We start from the raw sequence: 18,574 nt of genomic DNA, 5'->3' as shown, positions 1-18,574 counted from the left end.
TCACCCGCGGCGCACGCCTGGCGGCAGGCGTTCCCGCAGCCCGCGGCCGGCCAGCTTCATCGGCGTGCGATGCGCCGTCCACCCCGCCTGGCGCGAAGGGGTCAACCCGCGCAGGGCGCGTGCCAGGCGCACCGCGAGCGCGTACCACGTCGGCCGCTGGTTGAACCAGGCCCACGCCTTCCACGCCAGCGCCTCCTTCCAGTCCTTCGCGCTCCCCTGGCCCGCCAGCGGTGCGTGGCCCGGGAGCGGGTCGTGCCGGGCGGCGTGCCGCAGTTGCATCAGCAGGTCGGGGATCGGGATGCCGACCGGGCACACCTCGGCGCAGGCGCCGCACAGGCTGCTCGCGGTGGGCAGCGACTGCGTGGGCTCCAGGCCCAGCAGGTGGGGCGAGATGATGGAGCCGATGGGACCCGGGTACGTCGTGCCGTAGGCCAGCCCGCCGATGCGCGCGTACACGGGGCAGTGGTTCATGCAGGCGCCGCAGCGGATGCACTGCAGCGTCGGGCGGAAATCGGCGTCGCGCCACGCCTGCGTGCGGCCGTTGTCCAGCAGCACGAGATGCACCGCGCGCGGCCCATCGAGCTCGCCGTCGCGGCGCGGCCCCGTGATCGCGTTGAAGTAGGTCGTGACCGCCTGGCCGGTGGCCGAGCGCGTGAGCAGGTTGAACAGCGGCAGCACGTGCTCGAAGCGCTCCACCACCTTCTCGATGCCGGTGATCGCGATGTGCACGTCCGGCACGGTGGTGCACATGCGCCCGTTGCCCTCGTTCTCGACCAGGCACAGCGTGCCGGTCTCGGCCACCATGAAGTTGACGCCCGATACGCCGATCGCGGCATCGCGGAACTCGTTGCGCAGCACGCGCCGGCCGATGGCGATCAGCGCGTCGACGTCTTCCGTGTACGGCGTGTCCGGGATGCGTTCGGCGAACAGCGCGGCGATCTGCTGCTTGGTCTTGTGGATCGCCGGCATGATGATGTGGCTGGGGCGCTCGCCGGCGAGCTGCACGATGTACTCGCCCATGTCGGACTCGAGGCAGTCGACGCCGTGTTCGGCCATGCGGTGGTTCAGCTCGATCTCCTCGCTGACCATCGACTTGCCCTTCACCATGCGCCGCGCGCCCGCGTCGCGCGCGATGGCCAGGAAGATCGCGTTCGCCTCCTCGGTGGTGGACGCCCAGTGCACCTGCACGCCGCGGGCGAGCAGGTTGCGCTCCAGCTGCTCGAGCAGGTCCGGCAGCCGCGACAGGCTGTAGCGCCGGATCGCTTCGCCCACGTGCCGCAGCGGCTCGAAGGTCTCGGCCTCGCCGAAGTGCGCGGCGCGCTTGGCCTGCAGGAAGTCCATCGCGCTGCGGAAGCTCGCGCGCAGGTGGGCGTCGTTCACGGCCTCGCGCGCGTTCTCCTTGAAGCGGCGCGGGTCGACGAAGTGCAGCGGCGCGGCGCGGCCGTGCGCGTCCGCAGGGGTTGCTGGATTCATTGCGTCGCCTCAGCCAGGTCGTCGACCAGCACGATCACGAGCTCCTTCGGCCCGTGCGCGCCATAGGCCAGCACCTGCTGGATGTCGGCCGTCTTGGAGGGCCCGGTCACCAGCAGCAGGTTGGTCGGCAGCGCGGGCGGGCCGTCCCCGGGATACAGAGCGCGCATCGCCGCGGGCAGGCTGGCATGCAGTCGGCTCGCCATCAGCACCGCGACGTGCACCGGCGGCACCAGCGAAAGCGTGCGCGGCTCGTGCGCGCCGGGGCACAGCACCAGCGTGCCGGTGTCGGCGATGCCGGCCACGGTGGCCGTCACGGCGGCGTCCACCGTGTCGAACAGCTCGCCTTTCCAGGTTTCCAGGGGCTGCTCGAAGCGCCGCACGGCGAGGCCCCGCAAGGCCTCGTCCAGGCCCGGCTGCAAGGGCGATGCCGCGCCGATGGCGATGCTGCGCAGGCCACGCTGGGCTAGCGCCTGGCGCACCGCGCCGGGCCAGTTGTCGGGCCGCGCGTGGAGCACGTCGGCGCGCCAGCCGCGCGCGGCCTTTTCGAATTCCGCGCGCAGCGGCTCCGCAGCGATGCGCGCACCGACGCTGCCCCGGCCGAAAGGGCTCGCGTGGTAGGGCGCGAGATCGGGCGCCGGCAGCGGCGGGGTGACCACGCCGCGCAGCGCGGCGAAGATGGCCTGGCGGGCGGGGCGGGTGTCGGGCAGGGGCATGGCAGTCGGTGCTCAGTCGGTGACGCGCTGCGCCGCGTCGCCGGCGCCTTGCCGTTCGCGCAGGAAGCTCGCCAGGTGCACCAGCCGCGGCAGCGCCTCGCCCGCGGCCCGGCGCTTTTCCGCCGCGTGGTGCAGGTTCAGCAGGCAGCCGCAATCGGCGCTCACCACCACGTCGGCGCCCGTTTCGCGCAAGGCGTCGAGCTTGTCGCTCACCATCGCGCCGGAGATGTCGGGGTGGCGCGCCGAGAACGTGCCGCCGAAGCCGCAGCATTCGGCGACGCGCGCCTGCTGCACGACCTCCACCTGCGGCAGCGCGCGCAGCAGCGCCTCGCTGGGCACGTGCGTGCCCATTTCGCGGCGGGCGCTGCACGAGGTGTGCAGCGCGACCTTCACCGGCGTCGCGGGGCGCCCGGCCGGTCCCGGCTGCGCCACGCCCAGCACGTGGGCGAGCGCACTCCATTCGACGATGCGGTCCGCGATGTCCCGGGCCTGCGCTGCGAGTGCTGCATCGCCGGCGAACAGCTTCGGCCAGTGATGCTTCATCATCCCCGCGCAGGACCCCGAGGGCACCACGATGGGCCACGGTTCGGGAAAGATCCCCAGCTGCGACTGCGCGACGCTGCGCGCCTCGTCGAAGAAGCCGGAGCTGTACGCGGGCTGGCCGCAGCAGCTCTGCGCCTGCGGGAACACCACTTCGATCCCCGCCTCCTGCAGGAGGCGGATCGCGTCGACGCCCGCCTGCGGGGCCATCAGGTCGACCACGCAGGTCGAGTAGAAGTACACCGTCGAAGGATGCGCGTTCATATGCAGCGGATTGTCGCTGGCATCAGGCGCGCCGGCGGCGCAAGACCATGATCAGCAGAGCCGTGCCCACCAGGCCAGCGGCCCCGAGCCACATCGGCGTCGACGAGTGGGCCGCCGGCAGCGCCGCGCCCTGGCCCGTGTAGCCCGGGATCATCCACGGGAAGACGTAGGCCTGCAGCGTCGTGATGATGCCCACCAGCGTCGCCAGCAGCAGGCTGTGCTTGACGGTGAAGCGGAACAGGTCCGATTCCCTGCCGACCAGGCCCACGGCCGCCGTGGCCACGGCGATCGATTGCGGCGAGATCATCTTGCCGGTCACGCCGCCGGTGGTGTTGGCTGCCACCAGCAGCGTGTCGGGCACGCCGATCTGCTGCGCGGTCGTGGCCTGCAGGTTGCAGAACAGGGCGTTGGCCGAAGTGTCCGAGCCGGTCAGGAACACGCCCAGCCACCCGAGCAGGGGCGAGAAGAAGGTGAACGCGACGCCGGTGCCGGCCAGCAGCAGGGCGAGCGTGGCCGACAGGCCCGAGTAGTTGGCGATGAAGGCGAAGCCCAGCACCATGCCGATCGAGTAGATCGGGCGCGCCAGTTCGCGGAAGGTGCCGGCGAATTCGCGCACCGCTTCGGTCGGGCGCATGCGAAGCAGCACCAGGCTGATGATCGCGGCGATCAGGATCGCGGTGCCGGTGGCCGACAGCCAGTTGAAGGAATACGAAGCCGCGTAGGGGCTGGCCGCCTTCACGATGGGCGGCATCTTGACGGCGAGCTTGTCGAGGAAGGGCACCGGCATGTTGATCACGGTCCAGGCCAGCATGCCACCCTTGGCGAACAGCGCCTTGAACGGCTTGAGCGACCAGATCGTCACGACCAGCGTCAGGATGGCGAACGGCGACCACGCCTTCAGGATCGCGCCCAGCGAATGCTTCTGCGCCTTGACCACGATCTCCTGGCCCTCGAAGCGGAAGATGCGGCGGGGCTTCCAGAAGCGCAGGAACACGGCGAGCGAGATCAGGCTGACCAGCGCCGAGGTGATGTCCGGCAGTTCCGGGCCGATGTAGTTGGCCGTGAGGAACTGGGTGACGGCGAACGACACGCCGCACACCAGGATCGCGGGATACGTCTCGCGGATGCCGCGCCAGCCGTCCATCATCGCGATGACCCACAGCGGCACGATCATCGAGAGCAGCGGCAGCTGGCGCCCGGCCATCTGCCCGATGTGGAACGGATCGAGGCCGGTGACCTGGCCGGCCACGATGATCGGGATGCCCATCGCGCCGAAGGCCACCGGCGCGGTGTTGGTGATAAGGCACAGGCCCGCGGCGTACAGCGGGTTGAAGCCCAGGCCCACGAGCAGGGCGGCGGTGATCGCCACCGGCGCGCCGAACCCGGCCGCGCCTTCCAGGAAGGCGCCGAACGAGAAGCCCACGAGCAGCATCTGCAGCCGCTGGTCTTCCGTCAGCGAAACGACCGAGGCGCGGATGATGTCGAACTGCCCGGTCTTGACGGTGACCTTGTAGAGGAACACCGCGGTCACGATGATCCACGCGATCGGCCACAGGCCGTAGAAGAAGCCGTAGCCGGCCGAGGCCAGCGCCATGTCGACGGGCATGCCGTAGGCGAACACCGCCACCCCCAGCGAGAGCGCGACGGTGATGGTGCCCGCGATGTGGCCCTTCATGCGCAGGATCGCCAGCGCCACGAAGAAGAAGATGATCGGGATGGCGGCGACGAGCGCCGACAACCAGAGGTTGCCGAACGGGTCGTAGATCTGTTGCCAGGTCTGCATGGGAAGAGTCTCCTCGGAGGTGGAAAAGGGGCGGAGGTCAGCAGGCGGCGTCGACGGCGTCGGGACGGCTGCATTCCTCCAGGAGGTAGGCGATCGAGCGATAGGGACGGCCGGTGCGGTCGGTCAGGCCGATCTCGCACGTTCGGTTGGTGGAGACGCCGGAGCAGCAGGCCTCGGGCAGTTGCGCGGGGACGTGGCGCAGCGCGTGGGCGTTCAGCTCGGGGGCGGTGAATCCGAGGTCGCCGCCGAAGCCGCAGCAGTTGACGCCGTGGGGCTCCACGACCTGCCCGGTGCAGGCGCGCAGCACGCTGCGCAGCTTCTCGTCGGAGGCCGAGCGGCGCACGCTGCAGTTGATGTGCAGCGCCACCGGCTCGGCGCCGCGCCGGATGCGCAGCCGCGGCAGCAGCGCGTCGTGGGCGAATTCGTGGAAGTCCAGCACCTGCAGCCGGCCGGCCAGGTGCTTCTTCATGCGCAGCGAACAGGTGCTCGCATCCATCACCACGGGGTGGAAGCCGCCCCGGCCGTCGGATGCGGCGCCGAGCAGGGCCTCGGCCAGCGCCTCGGCCATCGTGTCGGCCTCCTGCGCGCGGCCCTTGCTGGAAAGCATCTGGCCGCAGCACAGGCGCTCGACGCCCTGCGGCAGGCGCACCGCGTAGCCGGCGCGCGTGAGCAGCGTGGTGATCACCTCGTGCAGCGCGGGCTGCCCGGGCGTGCCGTCGCCGAAGATGCGGCCGCCGCAGGTCGGGTAATAGACCACCGGGTCGCCGCCATGCGGACGCGGTGCGACGACGCGCCGGCTCGCCTGCGGCATCTGCTTCTTCCACGCGCCGCCCGTCAGGCGCGAGACCATGCCGTCGCCCACGACGCGCGCGGCGGCGTGGCCGAGGCGAAGCCCCGTGCGCGAGACGCTGGCGAAGGTGCCGAAGTGGTTCGCCGACCAGCGGGCCACGGTGCGCTGGACCGGGCTGGCGCCGCGGTGGCGCAGCAGGCGGACCAGTTCGCCGGTGTCGATGCCGACGGGGCAGGCGGTGGAACACAGGCTGCAGCCCGCGCAGGTGTCGATCCCGAGGGGACCGAACGCGGTGTCGATCTCCGCGGTCGACTCGCCCGCCGCCTGCAGGCGCGAGCGTTCGCGCCAGCTCGTGATGCGCTGGCGCGGCGACAGGGTGAGCCCGTGCGACGGGCACAGCGGCTCGCAGAAGCCGCACTCGATGCAGCGGTCGACGATCGCCTCTGCGGCCGGCATCGGCTTGAGGTGCTTCAGGTGTGCGTGCGGGTCGTCGTCGAGGATGACGCCGGGGTTCAGCAGCGTTCCGGGATCGAACAGCGCCTTGATGCGGCGCATCAGCTGCGTGGCCTGCGGGCCCCACTCGCGCTCGACGAAGGGCGCCATGTTGCGGCCGGTGCCGTGTTCGGCCTTCAGCGAGCCGTCGTACTTGTCGACGACCAGCGTGCACACGTCTTCCATGAAGCGGGCGTAACGCTGGATCTCGGCGGCATCGGAGAAATCCTGCGTGAAGACGAAGTGCAGGTTGCCCTCCAGCGCGTGGCCGAAGATGATCCCCTCGTCGTACCCGTGGTGGCGCATCGCGGCCTGCAGGTCGAGCGTCGCGGCGGCGAGCGACTCCACGGGGAAGGCGACGTCCTCGATGATCACCGTGGTGCCGGTGCGGCGCATGGCGCCCACGGAGGGGAAGGTGCCCTTGCGCACCTTCCAGTAGCTGTCGCAGGTGGCGGGGTCGGTGGAGAAGGCTGCGGGCTCCACGGTGGGCAGCGGCGCGAGCACGCCCAGGGCCGCGCCCATGCGCAGCTGCAGCACCGCAGCGGTCTGCGCGCGCACCTCGACCAGCAGCGCCGCCGCGTCGTCGCCCAGCGCGCGCATCACCGGCGGCATGCCGGGCTTGTCCTGCACCGATCGCAGCGACGGGCGATCGAGCAGTTCCACCGCGCTGACCTGCAGCTGGCGCAGGCCGAGCACGGCGTCGCACGCATCCTGCAGCGTCGGGAAGAACACCAGCGCGCTCGCCTTGCACGGATCGTCCGCCACGGTGCGGTACGTGATGCGCGAGATGAAGCCGAGCGTGCCTTCCGAGCCGATCATCAGGTGCGCGAGGATGTCGACCGGGTCCACGAAATCGACCAGCGCGTTGAGGCTGTAGCCGGTGGTGTTCTTGATGCGGTACTTGTGGCGGATGCGATCGGCGAGCGCGGTGTCCGCCTGGGTCTCGGCGGCCATGCGCGCCAGTGCCTGCAGCAGGGCGCCATGGCTTTGCCGGAAGGCGGCCAGGCTGCCGGCGTCCTCGGTGTCCAGCACCGTGCCGTCCGCGAGGACCACGCGCATCGCCTGCACGGTCTGGTAGCTGTTCTGCGCCGTGCCGCAGCACATGCCCGAGGCGTTGTTGGCGGCGATGCCGCCGATCTTGCAGGTGGCGATCGAGGCCGGGTCGGGCCCGATCTTGCGGCCGTGCGGCGCCAGGCGGGCGTTCACGTCGCCGCCCACCATGCCGGGGCCGAGGCGCACGCTGGCCGCATCGGGCGCGATCTCGCAGGTGGCGAAGCTCTCGCCGACCAGCGCGAGCACGCCGTCGGTGACGGCCTGGCCGGACAGGCTGGTGCCGGCGGCGCGGAAGGTCACGGGAAGGCCGTGCGCGCGCGCGGTCCGCAGGACCGCCTGCACGTCCGCCTCGGATTCGACGACCGCCACCACCTGGGGAGTGAGGCGGTAGAAGCTCGCGTCGGTGCCATAGGCCAGGCGCCGCAAGGGATCGGCCACGACCTGCCGCGCCGGCAGCACGGCCCTCAGGGCCGAGGCGATCTGGCTGTCCGGGATGCTTGCTGCGGCGCTCATCCTTGTCTCCTGTCTTCTGGTAAGACCAATGTGTTATCTATCGTCGATAGAAATCTTTACTCGAAACTTTCAATGTTGGTAAGACCAGAATTACAGTTGGACATGGACGATAGAGACCATCTGGTCAGGCCAGGGTTGCATGGCGCGCCGATTGCGCTAAACTGGTCGGACCAGGAGGCTTCCCCATGACCGCGAACCCCGGCGACCGCACCCCGCGCCTTTCCGAAACGATCGCGACGAAGATCGAGCAGCGCATCCTCGAAGGCACCCTCAAGCCGGGCGACCGGCTGCCTTCGGAGCGCGACCTCGCCGCGGAACTCGGCGTCTCGCGCCCGTCGCTGCGCGAAGCGATCCAGAAGCTGGTGGCCAAGGGCCTGCTGCACACTCGCGAGCGCGGCGGCACGCAGGTGACCGACCGGCTGGATGCCCACTTCACCGATGCGTGGGAGCAGATGCTGGCCGGCCATCCCGACGTGCATCGCGACATGCTCGAATTCCGCGCGCTGCTGGAGTCGCAGGCGGCCTACTGGGCGGCGGACCGCTGCACCGACGTCGACATCAAGCTGCTGGACGAGGCGCACGCGGCGCTGCAGGCGCAGTACGACGAGGCGCCGCTCGACGACTGCGTCGACGCCGACCTGCGCTTCCACCAGGTGATCGCCGAGGCTTCGCACAACGTGCTGGTGAGCCACCTGTGCGCGAGCCTCATGAAGGTGACCCACGGCCACATCTCGGACAACCTGCGGGCCCTGCACCCGCGGCCGCACCGCTGGGACCAGCTGCGGGGGCAGCACCGCGACATCTGGCTGGCCATCCGCGAGCGCCGGCCGGAGGATGCCGCCCGCGCGACGCGCGCCCACATCGACTTCGTGCGCCAGTCGATGGAGGAGAACGCGCTGGCCGGGGAGCGGCGCGCGGTGGCGCTGCGGCGCAGCGCCCAGGCGACCCCGCCGGCGCGGGCGTGAATGCACAATGCCCGCATGGTTCCACCCGGCACGGAGCAAGTTCCTCCCCCACCCCTGCGCACCGTCGCCGCGGCGCGCTACGTCACGCCCCTGCGCGAGGGCGGCTCGCTGCCCGCGGTGGTCGAGGGCGACGACGACGGCCTCTATGTCCTGAAGTTCCGCGGCGCGGGGCAGGGGCCCAAGGCGCTCATCGCCGAACTCGTGGCCGGCGAGCTGGCACGCGCCCTGGGTCTGCTGGTGCCGGAGATCGTGTTCATGAACCTCGACGGGGACCTGGCGCGCACCGAGGCGGATCCGGAAATCCAGGACCTGATCCGCGCCAGCGTGGGCCTCAACGTGGCCCTCGACTTCCTGCCGAGCGCCCTGGCGTACGACCCGCTGGTGTGGCAGCCCGACGCGGCGCTCGCTTCGCGCATCGTCTGGTTCGACGCCTTCGTGATGAACGTCGACCGCACGGCGCGCAACACCAACATGCTGCTGTGGCACCGGCGCCTGTGGCTGATCGACCATGGCGCGTCGCTGTACTTCCAGCACCAGTGGGACGACTACATGGCGCGCAGCACGTCGCCGTTCGCATCGGTCAAGGATCACGTGCTGCTGCCGCTGGCCGCAGCGCTGGGGGACGCGGACCAGGAGGGTCGCCTCCGGCTGTCGGACGAGGTCATCGCCCGCGTCGTGAGCCTGATTCCCGATGCCTGGTTGTGCGACACCGAAGCCTTCGCCGAGCCCGCCGGCCAGCGCGAGGCGTACCGCAGTTTCCTCACGGCCCGCGTGCGGGCGTCGCAATCGTTCGTGGAGGAGGCCGTCCGTGCACGATCCCTGCGCGTATGACTACGCCCTGATCCGCGTGATCCCGCACGTCGAGCGCGGCGAGTGCATCAATGCGGGCGTGCTGGTCTGCAGCACCGCGCGCGCATTCCTCAAGGCCCGCATCGAGCTCGACGAGGCGCGGCTGCTCGCCCTCGACCCCGCGGCGGACCTTGCCACCGTGGCGGCGGCGCTGGAGGCCTTCGTGCGTATCTGCGAGGGCGGTTCGCGGGCCGGGCCGATCGGGGAGCTGCCGCTGCGCGCCCGCTTCGACTGGCTGGTCGCGCCGCGCAGCACCGTGATCCAGACCTCGCCGGTGCATTCGGGGCGCTGTTCCGATCTCGAACTCGCGATGGAACACTTGCTGGAGCGGATGGTGCGCCGGCCGCCGCTGCGTCCGCCGGCTGGCTAGAGCCGCAGGCCGGTGACCTGCGCGTTCGCGAGCTCGAACGCAAAACGCGGCTGCGCGTTGTCGATGAAAAGCCGTAGCGTCAGCGAGCCCGTGACCTCGTCGCACTCCAGGTGCGTGCCGCGCCCCGTCAAGACAGCGTGACGGAGCGACAGGGAAGGAATCTCGAGGGTGAGCCCGCGCCCCACCGCTTCCGAGTGGACGCGCACGGCGTTGCGACCCTCGGCGCGGCCCGCCATCTCGGCTCGCACGCCAGGCGCGCAGAACGTGCCGTCGCCCAATTGCAGATCACCGCGCAGTGCCGTGCGGCCGAACAGCAGGCGCGCCTGCTCGGTGAAACCCAGGGCCAGGCCGGCCCGGGACTGGCGCAGCAGCCCCTCGGCGAATTCCCGCAGCCGCAGCTTGCCGCGATCCGAGACGAAGGGTCCCAGCAGGGCCCCGCGCCGCTCGTACTCGACACCGCCCACGGGCGTGGCGGGGAACTGGTAGAGATAGCTGCGCCCGTTGGGCGCGTCGACATACAGCCCCATGCGGCTGACGCCCATGCGCGAATCCGGTCCGACATGCTCGACGCTCGCGTCGTTGAAGTCGATCTGCCCCTGGCGCATGGGCACCGTGACGTCGGCGTCGAACAGCAGCTGCGCATCGACGATCTTCGCTTGGAGGCTGCCTTCGGCCCCTGCGAGCGGGCCGAGGCTCCATGGGCTGCCGGCAATTTCGGTCGTGGGCGTGGCGGTTGCCGCCTGTGCGCCGGCAGGCGCGGGCGGTGCGTGCAACCCGCCCGTGGCCGGCGTCGGAAGCATCAAGAGTCCCTGGGCCTTCACGCCCGAAAGCTCGGCGTTGGCCGCCCGCAAACCGGACAGGCGCGGTCGGCCGGCGTCGGTGCGTACCTGCCCCACGAGCTTGTACAAGGCGAGGCGGCCGACCTCCAGCGCGAGCGCTCCCGCTGCCAGCCGCAGCGAAGTCGCCTCGAAACGCCGGATGCCGATCTCGCGCCCGCCCTCCGTCGCAGGGCCCAGGGTGAGGCCGTCGAGCGAGAAACGGTTGCCGGCGTCCGGTTCGCTGGATCCGAGTTCGGAGGCCAGCACGGCGTCGAGGAGCGAGCGCGCGAGCGTGATGGGCATCGCAGGATGTTGGCAGCAAACGCCGTGCTCGTGGGGCAGGCCGGCGGGGTGCGTGCCTCCGCGCGGGACGCCGCTCCTTGTACGGCTGCGCCGACAGGCGCATCATGCGCGCCAACCGCGCCCGCGTGGCACCGGCGCTGCCTCCGTACGCTCCAGTTTCCTTCGCGCCGCGAGGAGCCCCCGATGTCCGTATCCTTGCCCGTCACGCCCGGCCAGCGCGTGGTCCAGGCCTGCCTGTTCGTCTTCGCGGCGATCGCCATCGGCGGTGGAGCGTTGCAGCTGGTGCTGGGGCAGCCGGACACGACGCCGCGCCTGGACAACGTGCACCGCTTCATGGCGGGCATCTACCTGTCCACGGGCTTCATCTGCCTCTGGGCGGCCTTCACCATCCGGCAGCAGGGCACGTTGGTGTACCTGCTGGCGCTCGGGGTCTTCCTCGCGGGTTGCGGCAGGCTCCTGTCCATCAGCCAGGTGGGCCTGCCGGAGCCCGCGGTGGTCTGGCTCGGGTACATGGTTCCGGAACTGGTGCTGCCCCTGGTGGTGGCGTGGGCGCACACGGCGAGCCGCCGGCCGGCGCTGCAGCCAGGCATCGCGCGGTAAGGGCTGCAGGAGCCGCGTGGGGCGCCGCACTGCGCTGCCGGTGCTCCCCGCCGGCGCGGAACGGCGACGCTTCAATCCCGCACGCCCTCCTTGAGCACCTGCAGGAAGCGCTGCGCCAGCGGCGGCAGCGGGCCGTGCCGCCGGGTCAGCGCGCCGATCGCGCGGCGAAAGCGCGCCTCGGCGAAGGGCAGCGGCACCAGCCCCTGTCCCTCCGGTGCGCCCAGCATCGTCTCGCTCATGATCGAGACGAGGTCGCTGTGCACCAGCAGCCGGCTCAGCGAGGCGGCCGTCGTGCTCACTTCGACGGCCACCCGCGGCGCCGGCAGGCCCGCCTCGGCCAGCCGTCCCTCCACGCCGCGCCGGGCTGCCACGCCCGGGCCGGGCAGCATCCACTGCGCATCGACCAGGTCGGCCAGCCGCAGGCGCCGCCGTGACAGCAGGGGATGCCCTTCACGCACGACCATGCACAGGTCGTCGTTCATCAGCGCCACGGCCTCGAGATCCTCCGGCACCACGCCCGGCAGCGCATTGACGGTGAGGTCGAGGTCGCCGAGGCGCAGCGCGGCCAGCAGCGTGTCGTTGAGGTTGATCATCACCCGCACGCGGGCCGCGGGCCGCTGCCGGTGCAACTGCAGGCAGGCGGGCACGAACAGGCGCTGCGCGTAGAGCGGCGACACGCCGACGCGCAGCACGCCCATGGCGCCGAGGTGCAGGTCGGCCGCTTCCTTGATCGCGTCGCCGAGGCTCGCCCGCAGTGCCTGGGTGCGCTGGCGGAACGGCTCGGCCACCGCCGTGAGCGTCATGCCGCGGGCGCCGCGCTCGAAGAGCGGAAACCCGAGTTCCCTTTCGAGCCGCTGCAGCCCCTTGGTCAGCGCCGGCTGCGACAGGCCCAGCGCCGCCGCGGTGCGCCGCACCTGCCCGTGCTGCGCCACGGCGAGGAAGTAGTCGATGTCGTCGAGCCGCACGGCCATCGCGGATGCTCCCGGATGAGGTTGCTGGGCGCTGCGATAACCGCGCGTTATCGCTCGCGTGCGCCGGATTATCCCCGCCGGCGCGTCCCGTTCCTAGACTGCAGCCATTCCCCGAGGAGACCTTCCGCCATGAACCTGGGCCTGTATCTCGCACGCAGTGCGCGCCAATGGGGCGACCGCCCCGCCATCCTGTTCCGCGACCGCGCCCTCAGCTACCGCGAGCTGGAGCTGCGCTCCAACCGGCTCGCGCACGCCTTGCTGGCGCTGGGCCTGCGGCGCGGCGACCGCGTCGCCGTGGTCTCGCCCAACCGGCCCGAGATCGTCGAACTCGAATGCGCGCTGTACAAGGCCGGCCTGGTGAAGGTGGCGCTGAACGCCCGGCTCGCGCCGCAGGAACTCGCCGATGCGCTGCAGAACGCGGAACCCGCGGCCTGCCTCGCGGGTCCCGAGCACCGCGCCATGGTCGACGAAGCCGCGGCCGCCGTCCCCGCGCTGCGGCACCGCATCGCGCTCGATCCGGCCCCGGCGGACGCCGCGCACTGGCTCGCGTACGAGCCCCTGCTGGCCGCGGCCAGCGATGCGCACGTCCACGCCGAGATGCGCGAGGAGGAGCTCGCGGTGCTGCACTTCACCTCCGGCTCCACGGGCAAGCTGAAGGCCGCGATGCAGACCGTGGGCAACCGCATGGCATCGCTGCGCAAGAACGTGATGGGCCGCATGCACGCGGGCCCCGGCGACGTGCTGGCCCTGTCCGGGCCGATCACCCATGCCAGCGGCATGTTCATCCAGCCGATGCTGTTCCAGGGCGCGACCATCCTGCTGCTGGAGGGCTTCAAGCCGGCGGACTACCTGGCCGCCATCGAGCGCCACCGCGTCACGATGGCCTTCCTGGTGCCGGCCATGATCCACGCCCTGCTCGCGGAGCCGGGCATCCGCACGCGCGACCTGTCCAGCCTGCGGCTGGTGAGCTACGGTGCGGCGCCGATGTCGCCGGCGCGCATCCGCGAGGCCTGGGCCGCCTTCGGCCCGGTGCTGGCGCAAGGCTACGGCGCGGGCGAGACCACCGGCGGCGTCGTCGGCCTCACCATCGCCGACCACCGGCGCGCGATCGAAGGCGGCCGGCCCGAACTGCTCGCCGCCTGCGGCCGGCCCTTCGGCGAATCCGACGTGCAGGTGCTCGGCGACGACGGCCAGCCGGTGAGCGGCGACGCCATCGGCGAGATCTGCGTGCGCGGCCCCGACGTGTTCGCCGGCTTCTGGCGCGAGCCGGAGCAGACCGCCGCCGCCCTCGGCGCCGACGGCTGGCTGCGCACCGGCGACCTCGCGCGGGTGGACGACGAGGGCTACATCTTCATCGTCGACCGCAAGAAGGAAATGCTCGTTTCCGGCGGCTTCAACGTGTATCCGAGCGAAGTGGAATCCGTGCTGGCGCAGCATCCCGCGGTGTACGAGGTCTGCGTGGTGGGCGTGCCCGACGACCACTGGGGCGAGACGGTCAAGGCCGTCGTGGTGCTGCGCGAGGGCGCGGCCGCGAGCGGCGGCGACCTCATGGACTTCTGCCGCGGCCGGCTGGCGGACTTCAAGCGCCCGCGCTCGGTGGATTTCGTGCCGCACCTGCCGAAGAACGGCAACGGCAAGCTCTCGCGCAAGGACGTGCGCGAGCATTACTGGCGCGGCCGCGAGCGGCGCGTGAACTGAAAGGCCCATGCCATGGACGCATCCGTCACCCCCCCGCGCAGCGGCGCGCCCTTCGAGGGCAGCGAGCCGGCGCGCGAATTCATCGCCCGCGTGCAGGCCTTCATCCGCGACGAGCTGCATCCGCTGGCGGCCGCCCACGGCATCACCAGCGAGTCGGGCGCGCCCCGCGCGCTGCTGGAGCAGGTGTGGAAGCGCTCGCGCGACCTGGGCTTCTACGGCGTCACGCTGCCCAAGCCGCTGGGCGGCGCCGGCTTCAGCCTGGTGGACCACGTCCTGATCAAGGAGGCGATCTATGCCAGCGGCTCGCCCTTCGCGCCGCACGTGCTGGGCGAGCTGACCGGGCCCCCGCGCGTCGGCGCGCTGGCCAAGCAGGCCACGCCCGACCAGATGGAGCGCTTCATCCTGCCGGTGGCGCGGGCCGAGAAGGCGATCTGCTTCGCCATCACCGAACCGGAAGCCGGCTCCGACGCCGGGGCCCTGCAGACGCGCGCGGTGCGCGACGGCGACGCCTTCGTCCTGAACGGCACCAAGCGCTTCATCTCGGGTGCGCCCTTCTGCGACTTCGCGGTGATCATCTGCTCGACGAGCGACGATCCCGCGGCGCGCGAGACCACGGCGTTCTTCGTCGAGCGCGAGCGCCCGGGCTTCAGGGTGGAGGGCGGCTACAGGACGCTGGCCGGCCAGTCCCATACCGGCAACATCGTGCTGCAGGATTGCCGCATTCCCGCGGCCAACCAGATCGGCGAGCGCGGCCGCGGACTCGCGCTGGCGCTGGGCCGCATCACCGTCAACCGGCTGCTGCATTGCCCGGCGATGCTGGGGCTGGCCCGGCTGGCGCTGGAGGATTCCATCGCGCATGCGACGCGGCGGCGCCAGTTCGGCCAGCCGATCGGCGCCTTCCAGGCCGTGCAGCACATGATCGCCGACATGGCGACGGAACTCGCCGCCGCGCGCGCACTCATGCTGGGTGTGGCGCGCACGCTGGATGCCGGCGTCGAGGCCCGCGCCGAAGCGTCGATGGCCAAGCTGTTCTGTTCCGAGACCGCCTTCCGCGTGGCCGACCGCGCCGTGCAGGTGCACGGCGGCGAAGGCATCGTGCAGGGCAGCCGGGTGGAATTCCTGTTCCGGCTGCTGCGCATGTACCGCGTGCTCACCGGCACCAGCGAGATCCAGCGCAACACCATCGCGCGCGAACTGCTCGGCGCCGCCGTGCGCTGAACCCCCTCACGACAAGATCCAGGAGACAAGACATGAAGACGCAGATCCTCCGTGCAGCCCTCGCGCTGGCCGCGTGCGCGGTCGCCACGGCCGGCGCCCAGGCGCAGGAGTTCCCCAGCCGGCCCATCAAGTGGATCGTGCCCTACCTGGCAGGCACCGGCCCGGACACGACGGTGCGCGTGGTCGCCGAAGCGATGTCGGAGATCCTCGGCCAGCCGGTCGTGGTCGACAACAAGGGCGGCGCGGCCGGCAACCTCGGCGCCCAGATCGCCGCGCGCTCGGCGCCCGACGGCTACACCTGGGTGTACTCGGCGACGACCATGTCCGCCAGCATGCGCATGTACCGCAAGCCGGGCTACGACGTGATGAAGGACTTCACGCACGTCGGCCGCATCTCGCAGTCGGACGTGCTGCTGGTGGTGCACCCGGACGCGGGGATCGCTTCCACCAGGGACCTGATCGAGCGCGCGCGCAGCAACCCCGGCAAGCTGTCGTATGCCTCGGGCGGCGTCGGCACGCCGGCGCACCTGGGCGCGGAACTGATGCTCAATTCCTCCGGTGCGCGGGCGCTGCACGTGCCGTACAAGGGCGCCTCGGAGTCCGTCAACGCGGTGCTGGGCAAGCAGGTGGACTTCGCGCTGGCCCTCGCCTCGGTCGCGCTCCCGCAGATCCAGGCCGGCAAGCTGACCGCGCTGGCAGTCACGGGACCGCGGCGCAATCCGAAGCTGCCGAAGGTACCGACGCTCGCGGAAGCGGGCGTGCCGAACGTGCAGCTGGTCTCCTTCGGCGGCCTGTCCGTCCCCGCCGGCACCCCACCGGCGATCACCGCCAGGATCGGCGGCGCCTTGCGCAAGGCGCTGGCGCAGCCGCAGGTGCGCGCCAAGCTCGAGGCCAGCGGCAGCCTGGTGGTGCCGAGCACCGGCGAGGAATTCGCCCACGACCTGCAGGCGGAAATCGCGCTCACCGAAAGGATGATGAAGGTGGTGAAGCTCGACCCCCAGTGAGCCGAGAATGGCGGAATGATCGAACTTCCCAAGGACGTGCGGCAGCAGGCCGTCGCCTCCATCGAGCGCTACTTCCTCCAGAACATGGAGGAGAAGATCGGCAACGTCGCGGCTGGCGGGCTGCTGGGCTTCTTCCTGGAGGAGATAGCTCCGGCGATCTACAACCAGGCGGTGCGCGATGTGCAGGAGCGCCTGCGGCTGCGCGTGGAGGAAATCGACCTCGAGGTGCACGAGGACGAATTCGCGTACTGGAAGAAGTTCGACAAGGGCGGCAAGCGCCGCTGACCGGGCGGGGCCCGGTCGGGGGAGGCGAACGTCAGGGATGCCAGCGCGACACGGCCGCCGGCGTCGCCGGTGACCGGCTGCCCGCGAGCGCGTACGACAGTTGGTTGGCCGCACGGATCACGGCCTTGGCGTGCTTCTCCAGCTTGGTCCTGGTCAGCCGCGAGCTCGGCCCCGAGATGCACATGGATCCGAGCAGCCGCCAGTTCAGGCCGAACACCGGCGCCGCCACGCTGGCGACCTCCGGCTCGCGCTCGCCCAGCGAGATGTGGAAGCCGCGCTCGCGGATGGTTTCGTAGGGCGCGCCCGCAGCGCCGCTGAACGCCAGGATGACGCGCCCCGGCGCGCCCCGGTCCAGGGGCAGGCGCTCGCCGATGCGCACGTTGTGCCGCACCGACTGCGGGCCTTCCACGCGCGCGACGCACGAGCGGATGTCCCCTTCGCGCACGTAGAACGAGGCACTCTCGCCGGTCTCCTTCACCAGCTGGTGCAGCGCGGGCTCGACCACGTTGTTGACGTCGAAGCCGGCCTGGTAGCGCGCACCCAGCCAGCCGGCGGCCGGCCCCAGGCGCCACTGGCCGTCTTCGGTCTGCACCATGTACTGCGACAGCGCGAGGGTGCGGGCCAGCCGCAGGGCGGTCGTCTTGTGCACGCCGGCACGGCGGCTCAGTTCCGCCAGCGACAGCGATGCCTCCCCGACACCGAACGCCTCCATCAGGGAGAGCGCGCGCGTGACGGCGACGACCCCGCCTTCGGAATCCGCCTCGGCTTGTACCTTGTCCTTCGCGTTGCGCATGCCGCACCATGGTCCACTGTGTGAAACGGTATTGTACGTGGTGCAACTCGAATCTACAGTTCTCCCACGGGCCCTGGAGCCCCTCATTCCCGGAGACAAATCGATGCATGCTTCCCGTCGCGCGGCCCTCTTGATCGCGGCCGCCTCCCTCGTCACCGTCGCGGCCTTCGCGCAGGGCTGGCCCGCGCGGCCGGTCCGCCTGGTCGTTCCCTTCCCCGCCGGCGGCGGCACGGACATCATCACGCGCGAGCTGGCCAACAAGGTCGGCCACGCGGGCTACACCTTCGTGGTGGACAACAAGCCGGGCTCCGGCGGCAACCTCGGCGTGGATGCCGCGGCGAAGGCGCCGGCCGACGGCTACACCCTGGTGATGGGCCAGACGAGCAACCTGGCCATCAACCCCACGCTGTACTCCAAGCTTCCGTACGATCCGCTGAAGGACCTGACGCCGATCAGCCTGGTGGCCAGCGCGCCGCTGGTGATCGTGGCGAGCGCGCAGTCGCCCTACAAGACGCTGGCCGACGTGGTGGCCGCCTCGCGCGCGAATCCGGGCAGCATCAACTACGCCAGCTCCGGCAACGGCACCGTCGCCCACCTCGCGGCCGAATCCTTCCAGAAGGTCGCCGGCATCAAGCTCACGCACATCCCGTACAAGGGCGCTTCGCAGGGCGTCACGGACGTGATCAGCGGCCAGGTGCAGCTGTATGTCTCCTCGATCCCCACGCTGATCGGCCACATCAAGAGCGGCAAGATGCGCCCGATCGCCGTGACGTCGGCCAGGCGGGTGGACGACCTGCCGCAGGTGCCCACGATCGCCGAGTCCGGCTACAAGGGCTTCGAGGCGGTCACCTGGTTCGGCGTGCTGGGCCCGGCCAACCTCCCGAAGGAGGTCGTCGCGAAGCTCAACGCCGACATCAACAAGGCGATCCAGGACCCCGAGCTCGCGAAGAAGCTGGGCGACCAGGGCGCCGACGTCGCCGGCAGCACGCCCGACCAGTTCGCCCGGCTGATCCGCGACGACATCGCCCGCTGGGGAAAGATCGTCAAGGAATCCGGCGCCAGGATCGACTGAGCGGCGC

Annotated in this window: 17 protein-coding genes; 9 read left to right on the top strand and 8 right to left on the bottom strand. The window is 71.1% G+C overall.

Going from position 1 to position 18,574, the window contains the following annotated elements; all coding sequences use genetic code 11:
- Genes WG923_RS10495 through WG923_RS10475 form a run of 5 tightly spaced genes read right to left on the bottom strand, consistent with a single transcriptional unit; the run spans position 1 to position 7,621 of the window.
- Positions 1–1,473 carry a LutB/LldF family L-lactate oxidation iron-sulfur protein gene (locus WG923_RS10495; RefSeq protein ID WP_340350902.1) on the bottom strand — a complete coding sequence of 491 codons (1,473 nt, stop codon included), beginning with the start codon at positions 1,471–1,473 and terminating at the stop codon, positions 1–3.
- A complete protein-coding gene (locus tag WG923_RS10490) occupies positions 1,470–2,186 on the bottom strand; it encodes a LutC/YkgG family protein (RefSeq protein WP_340350901.1) in 717 nt (238 codons plus the stop codon). The genes WG923_RS10495 and WG923_RS10490 overlap by 4 nt, the downstream gene beginning before the upstream one ends.
- A gap of 12 nt (positions 2,187–2,198) precedes the next feature.
- Positions 2,199–2,990 (bottom strand): (Fe-S)-binding protein, encoded by a 792-nt coding sequence (locus WG923_RS10485; protein WP_340350900.1) that lies wholly within the window; start codon positions 2,988–2,990, stop codon positions 2,199–2,201.
- 22 nt (positions 2,991–3,012) lie between these two features.
- Positions 3,013–4,773: an L-lactate permease gene (gene lldP, locus WG923_RS10480; RefSeq protein ID WP_340350899.1), complete on the bottom strand. Its 1,761-nt coding sequence runs from the start codon at positions 4,771–4,773 to the stop codon at positions 3,013–3,015.
- 37 nt (positions 4,774–4,810) lie between these two features.
- Positions 4,811–7,621 carry an FAD-binding and (Fe-S)-binding domain-containing protein gene (locus WG923_RS10475; protein WP_340350898.1) on the bottom strand — a complete coding sequence of 937 codons (2,811 nt, stop codon included), beginning with the start codon at positions 7,619–7,621 and terminating at the stop codon, positions 4,811–4,813.
- Between the two features lie 185 nt (positions 7,622–7,806).
- On the opposite strand from WG923_RS10475, the gene WG923_RS10470 reads away from it, so the two are divergent.
- From WG923_RS10470 to WG923_RS10460, 3 genes are read left to right on the top strand one after another with little or no spacing between them, the layout of a single operon-like run.
- Entirely contained in the window at positions 7,807–8,586 is a 780-nt protein-coding gene (locus WG923_RS10470) for a FadR/GntR family transcriptional regulator (RefSeq protein WP_340350897.1), read from the top strand.
- Positions 8,587–8,601: 15 nt separating this feature from the next.
- The gene (locus WG923_RS10465; RefSeq protein WP_340350896.1) at positions 8,602–9,417 is read left to right on the top strand and encodes a HipA family kinase; all 816 of its coding nucleotides are present in this window, start codon (positions 8,602–8,604) and stop codon (positions 9,415–9,417) included.
- Positions 9,395–9,805, top strand: a complete 411-nt coding sequence (locus tag WG923_RS10460; RefSeq protein ID WP_340350895.1) for a DUF3037 domain-containing protein — start codon at positions 9,395–9,397, stop codon at positions 9,803–9,805. The genes WG923_RS10465 and WG923_RS10460 overlap by 23 nt, the downstream gene beginning before the upstream one ends.
- Here WG923_RS10460 and WG923_RS10455 read toward each other — a convergent pair.
- Positions 9,802–10,926 carry a hypothetical protein gene (locus WG923_RS10455; RefSeq protein ID WP_340350894.1) on the bottom strand — a complete coding sequence of 375 codons (1,125 nt, stop codon included), beginning with the start codon at positions 10,924–10,926 and terminating at the stop codon, positions 9,802–9,804. The genes WG923_RS10460 and WG923_RS10455 overlap by 4 nt on opposite strands.
- Before the next feature lie 183 nt (positions 10,927–11,109).
- On the opposite strand from WG923_RS10455, the gene WG923_RS10450 reads away from it, so the two are divergent.
- A complete protein-coding gene (locus tag WG923_RS10450) occupies positions 11,110–11,526 on the top strand; it encodes a DUF4345 domain-containing protein (protein ID WP_340350893.1) in 417 nt (138 codons plus the stop codon).
- Positions 11,527–11,597: 71 nt separating this feature from the next.
- Here WG923_RS10450 and WG923_RS10445 read toward each other — a convergent pair whose 3' ends face one another.
- On the bottom strand, positions 11,598–12,497 hold the full coding sequence (locus tag WG923_RS10445; RefSeq protein ID WP_340350892.1) for a LysR family transcriptional regulator: 900 nt from the start codon (positions 12,495–12,497) through the stop codon (positions 11,598–11,600).
- 129 nt (positions 12,498–12,626) lie between these two features.
- On the opposite strand from WG923_RS10445, the gene WG923_RS10440 reads away from it, so the two are divergent.
- Genes WG923_RS10440 through WG923_RS10425 form a run of 4 tightly spaced genes read left to right on the top strand, consistent with a single transcriptional unit; the run spans position 12,627 to position 16,702 of the window.
- Positions 12,627–14,195 (top strand): AMP-binding protein, encoded by a 1,569-nt coding sequence (locus tag WG923_RS10440; protein WP_340350891.1) that lies wholly within the window; start codon positions 12,627–12,629, stop codon positions 14,193–14,195.
- A gap of 12 nt (positions 14,196–14,207) precedes the next feature.
- Complete coding sequence (locus WG923_RS10435; protein ID WP_340350890.1) at positions 14,208–15,413, top strand: acyl-CoA dehydrogenase family protein; 1,206 nt, start codon at positions 14,208–14,210, stop codon at positions 15,411–15,413.
- A 32-nt stretch (positions 15,414–15,445) separates the two neighbouring features.
- Entirely contained in the window at positions 15,446–16,417 is a 972-nt protein-coding gene (locus WG923_RS10430) for a Bug family tripartite tricarboxylate transporter substrate binding protein (protein ID WP_340350889.1), read from the top strand.
- 15 nt (positions 16,418–16,432) lie between these two features.
- Complete coding sequence (locus WG923_RS10425; protein ID WP_340350888.1) at positions 16,433–16,702, top strand: DUF2164 domain-containing protein; 270 nt, start codon at positions 16,433–16,435, stop codon at positions 16,700–16,702.
- Between the two features lie 31 nt (positions 16,703–16,733).
- Here the strand turns inward: WG923_RS10425 and WG923_RS10420 are convergent, their stop codons facing one another.
- Positions 16,734–17,495 (bottom strand): IclR family transcriptional regulator, encoded by a 762-nt coding sequence (locus WG923_RS10420; protein WP_340350887.1) that lies wholly within the window; start codon positions 17,493–17,495, stop codon positions 16,734–16,736.
- A 103-nt stretch (positions 17,496–17,598) separates the two neighbouring features.
- Between WG923_RS10420 and WG923_RS10415 the strand changes: the two genes are divergently transcribed.
- Entirely contained in the window at positions 17,599–18,567 is a 969-nt protein-coding gene (locus WG923_RS10415) for a Bug family tripartite tricarboxylate transporter substrate binding protein (RefSeq protein ID WP_340350886.1), read from the top strand.
- The last annotated feature ends 7 nt before the right edge of the window (positions 18,568–18,574 follow it).

The sequence above is a fragment of the Ramlibacter sp. AN1133 genome, assembly GCF_037890035.1.
In the GTDB taxonomy this organism is placed as follows: Bacteria; Pseudomonadota; Gammaproteobacteria; order Burkholderiales; family Burkholderiaceae_C; genus Ramlibacter.
Note: the sequence above shows the minus strand (reverse complement) of the source record. Positions and strands in the feature narration are given on the sequence as shown.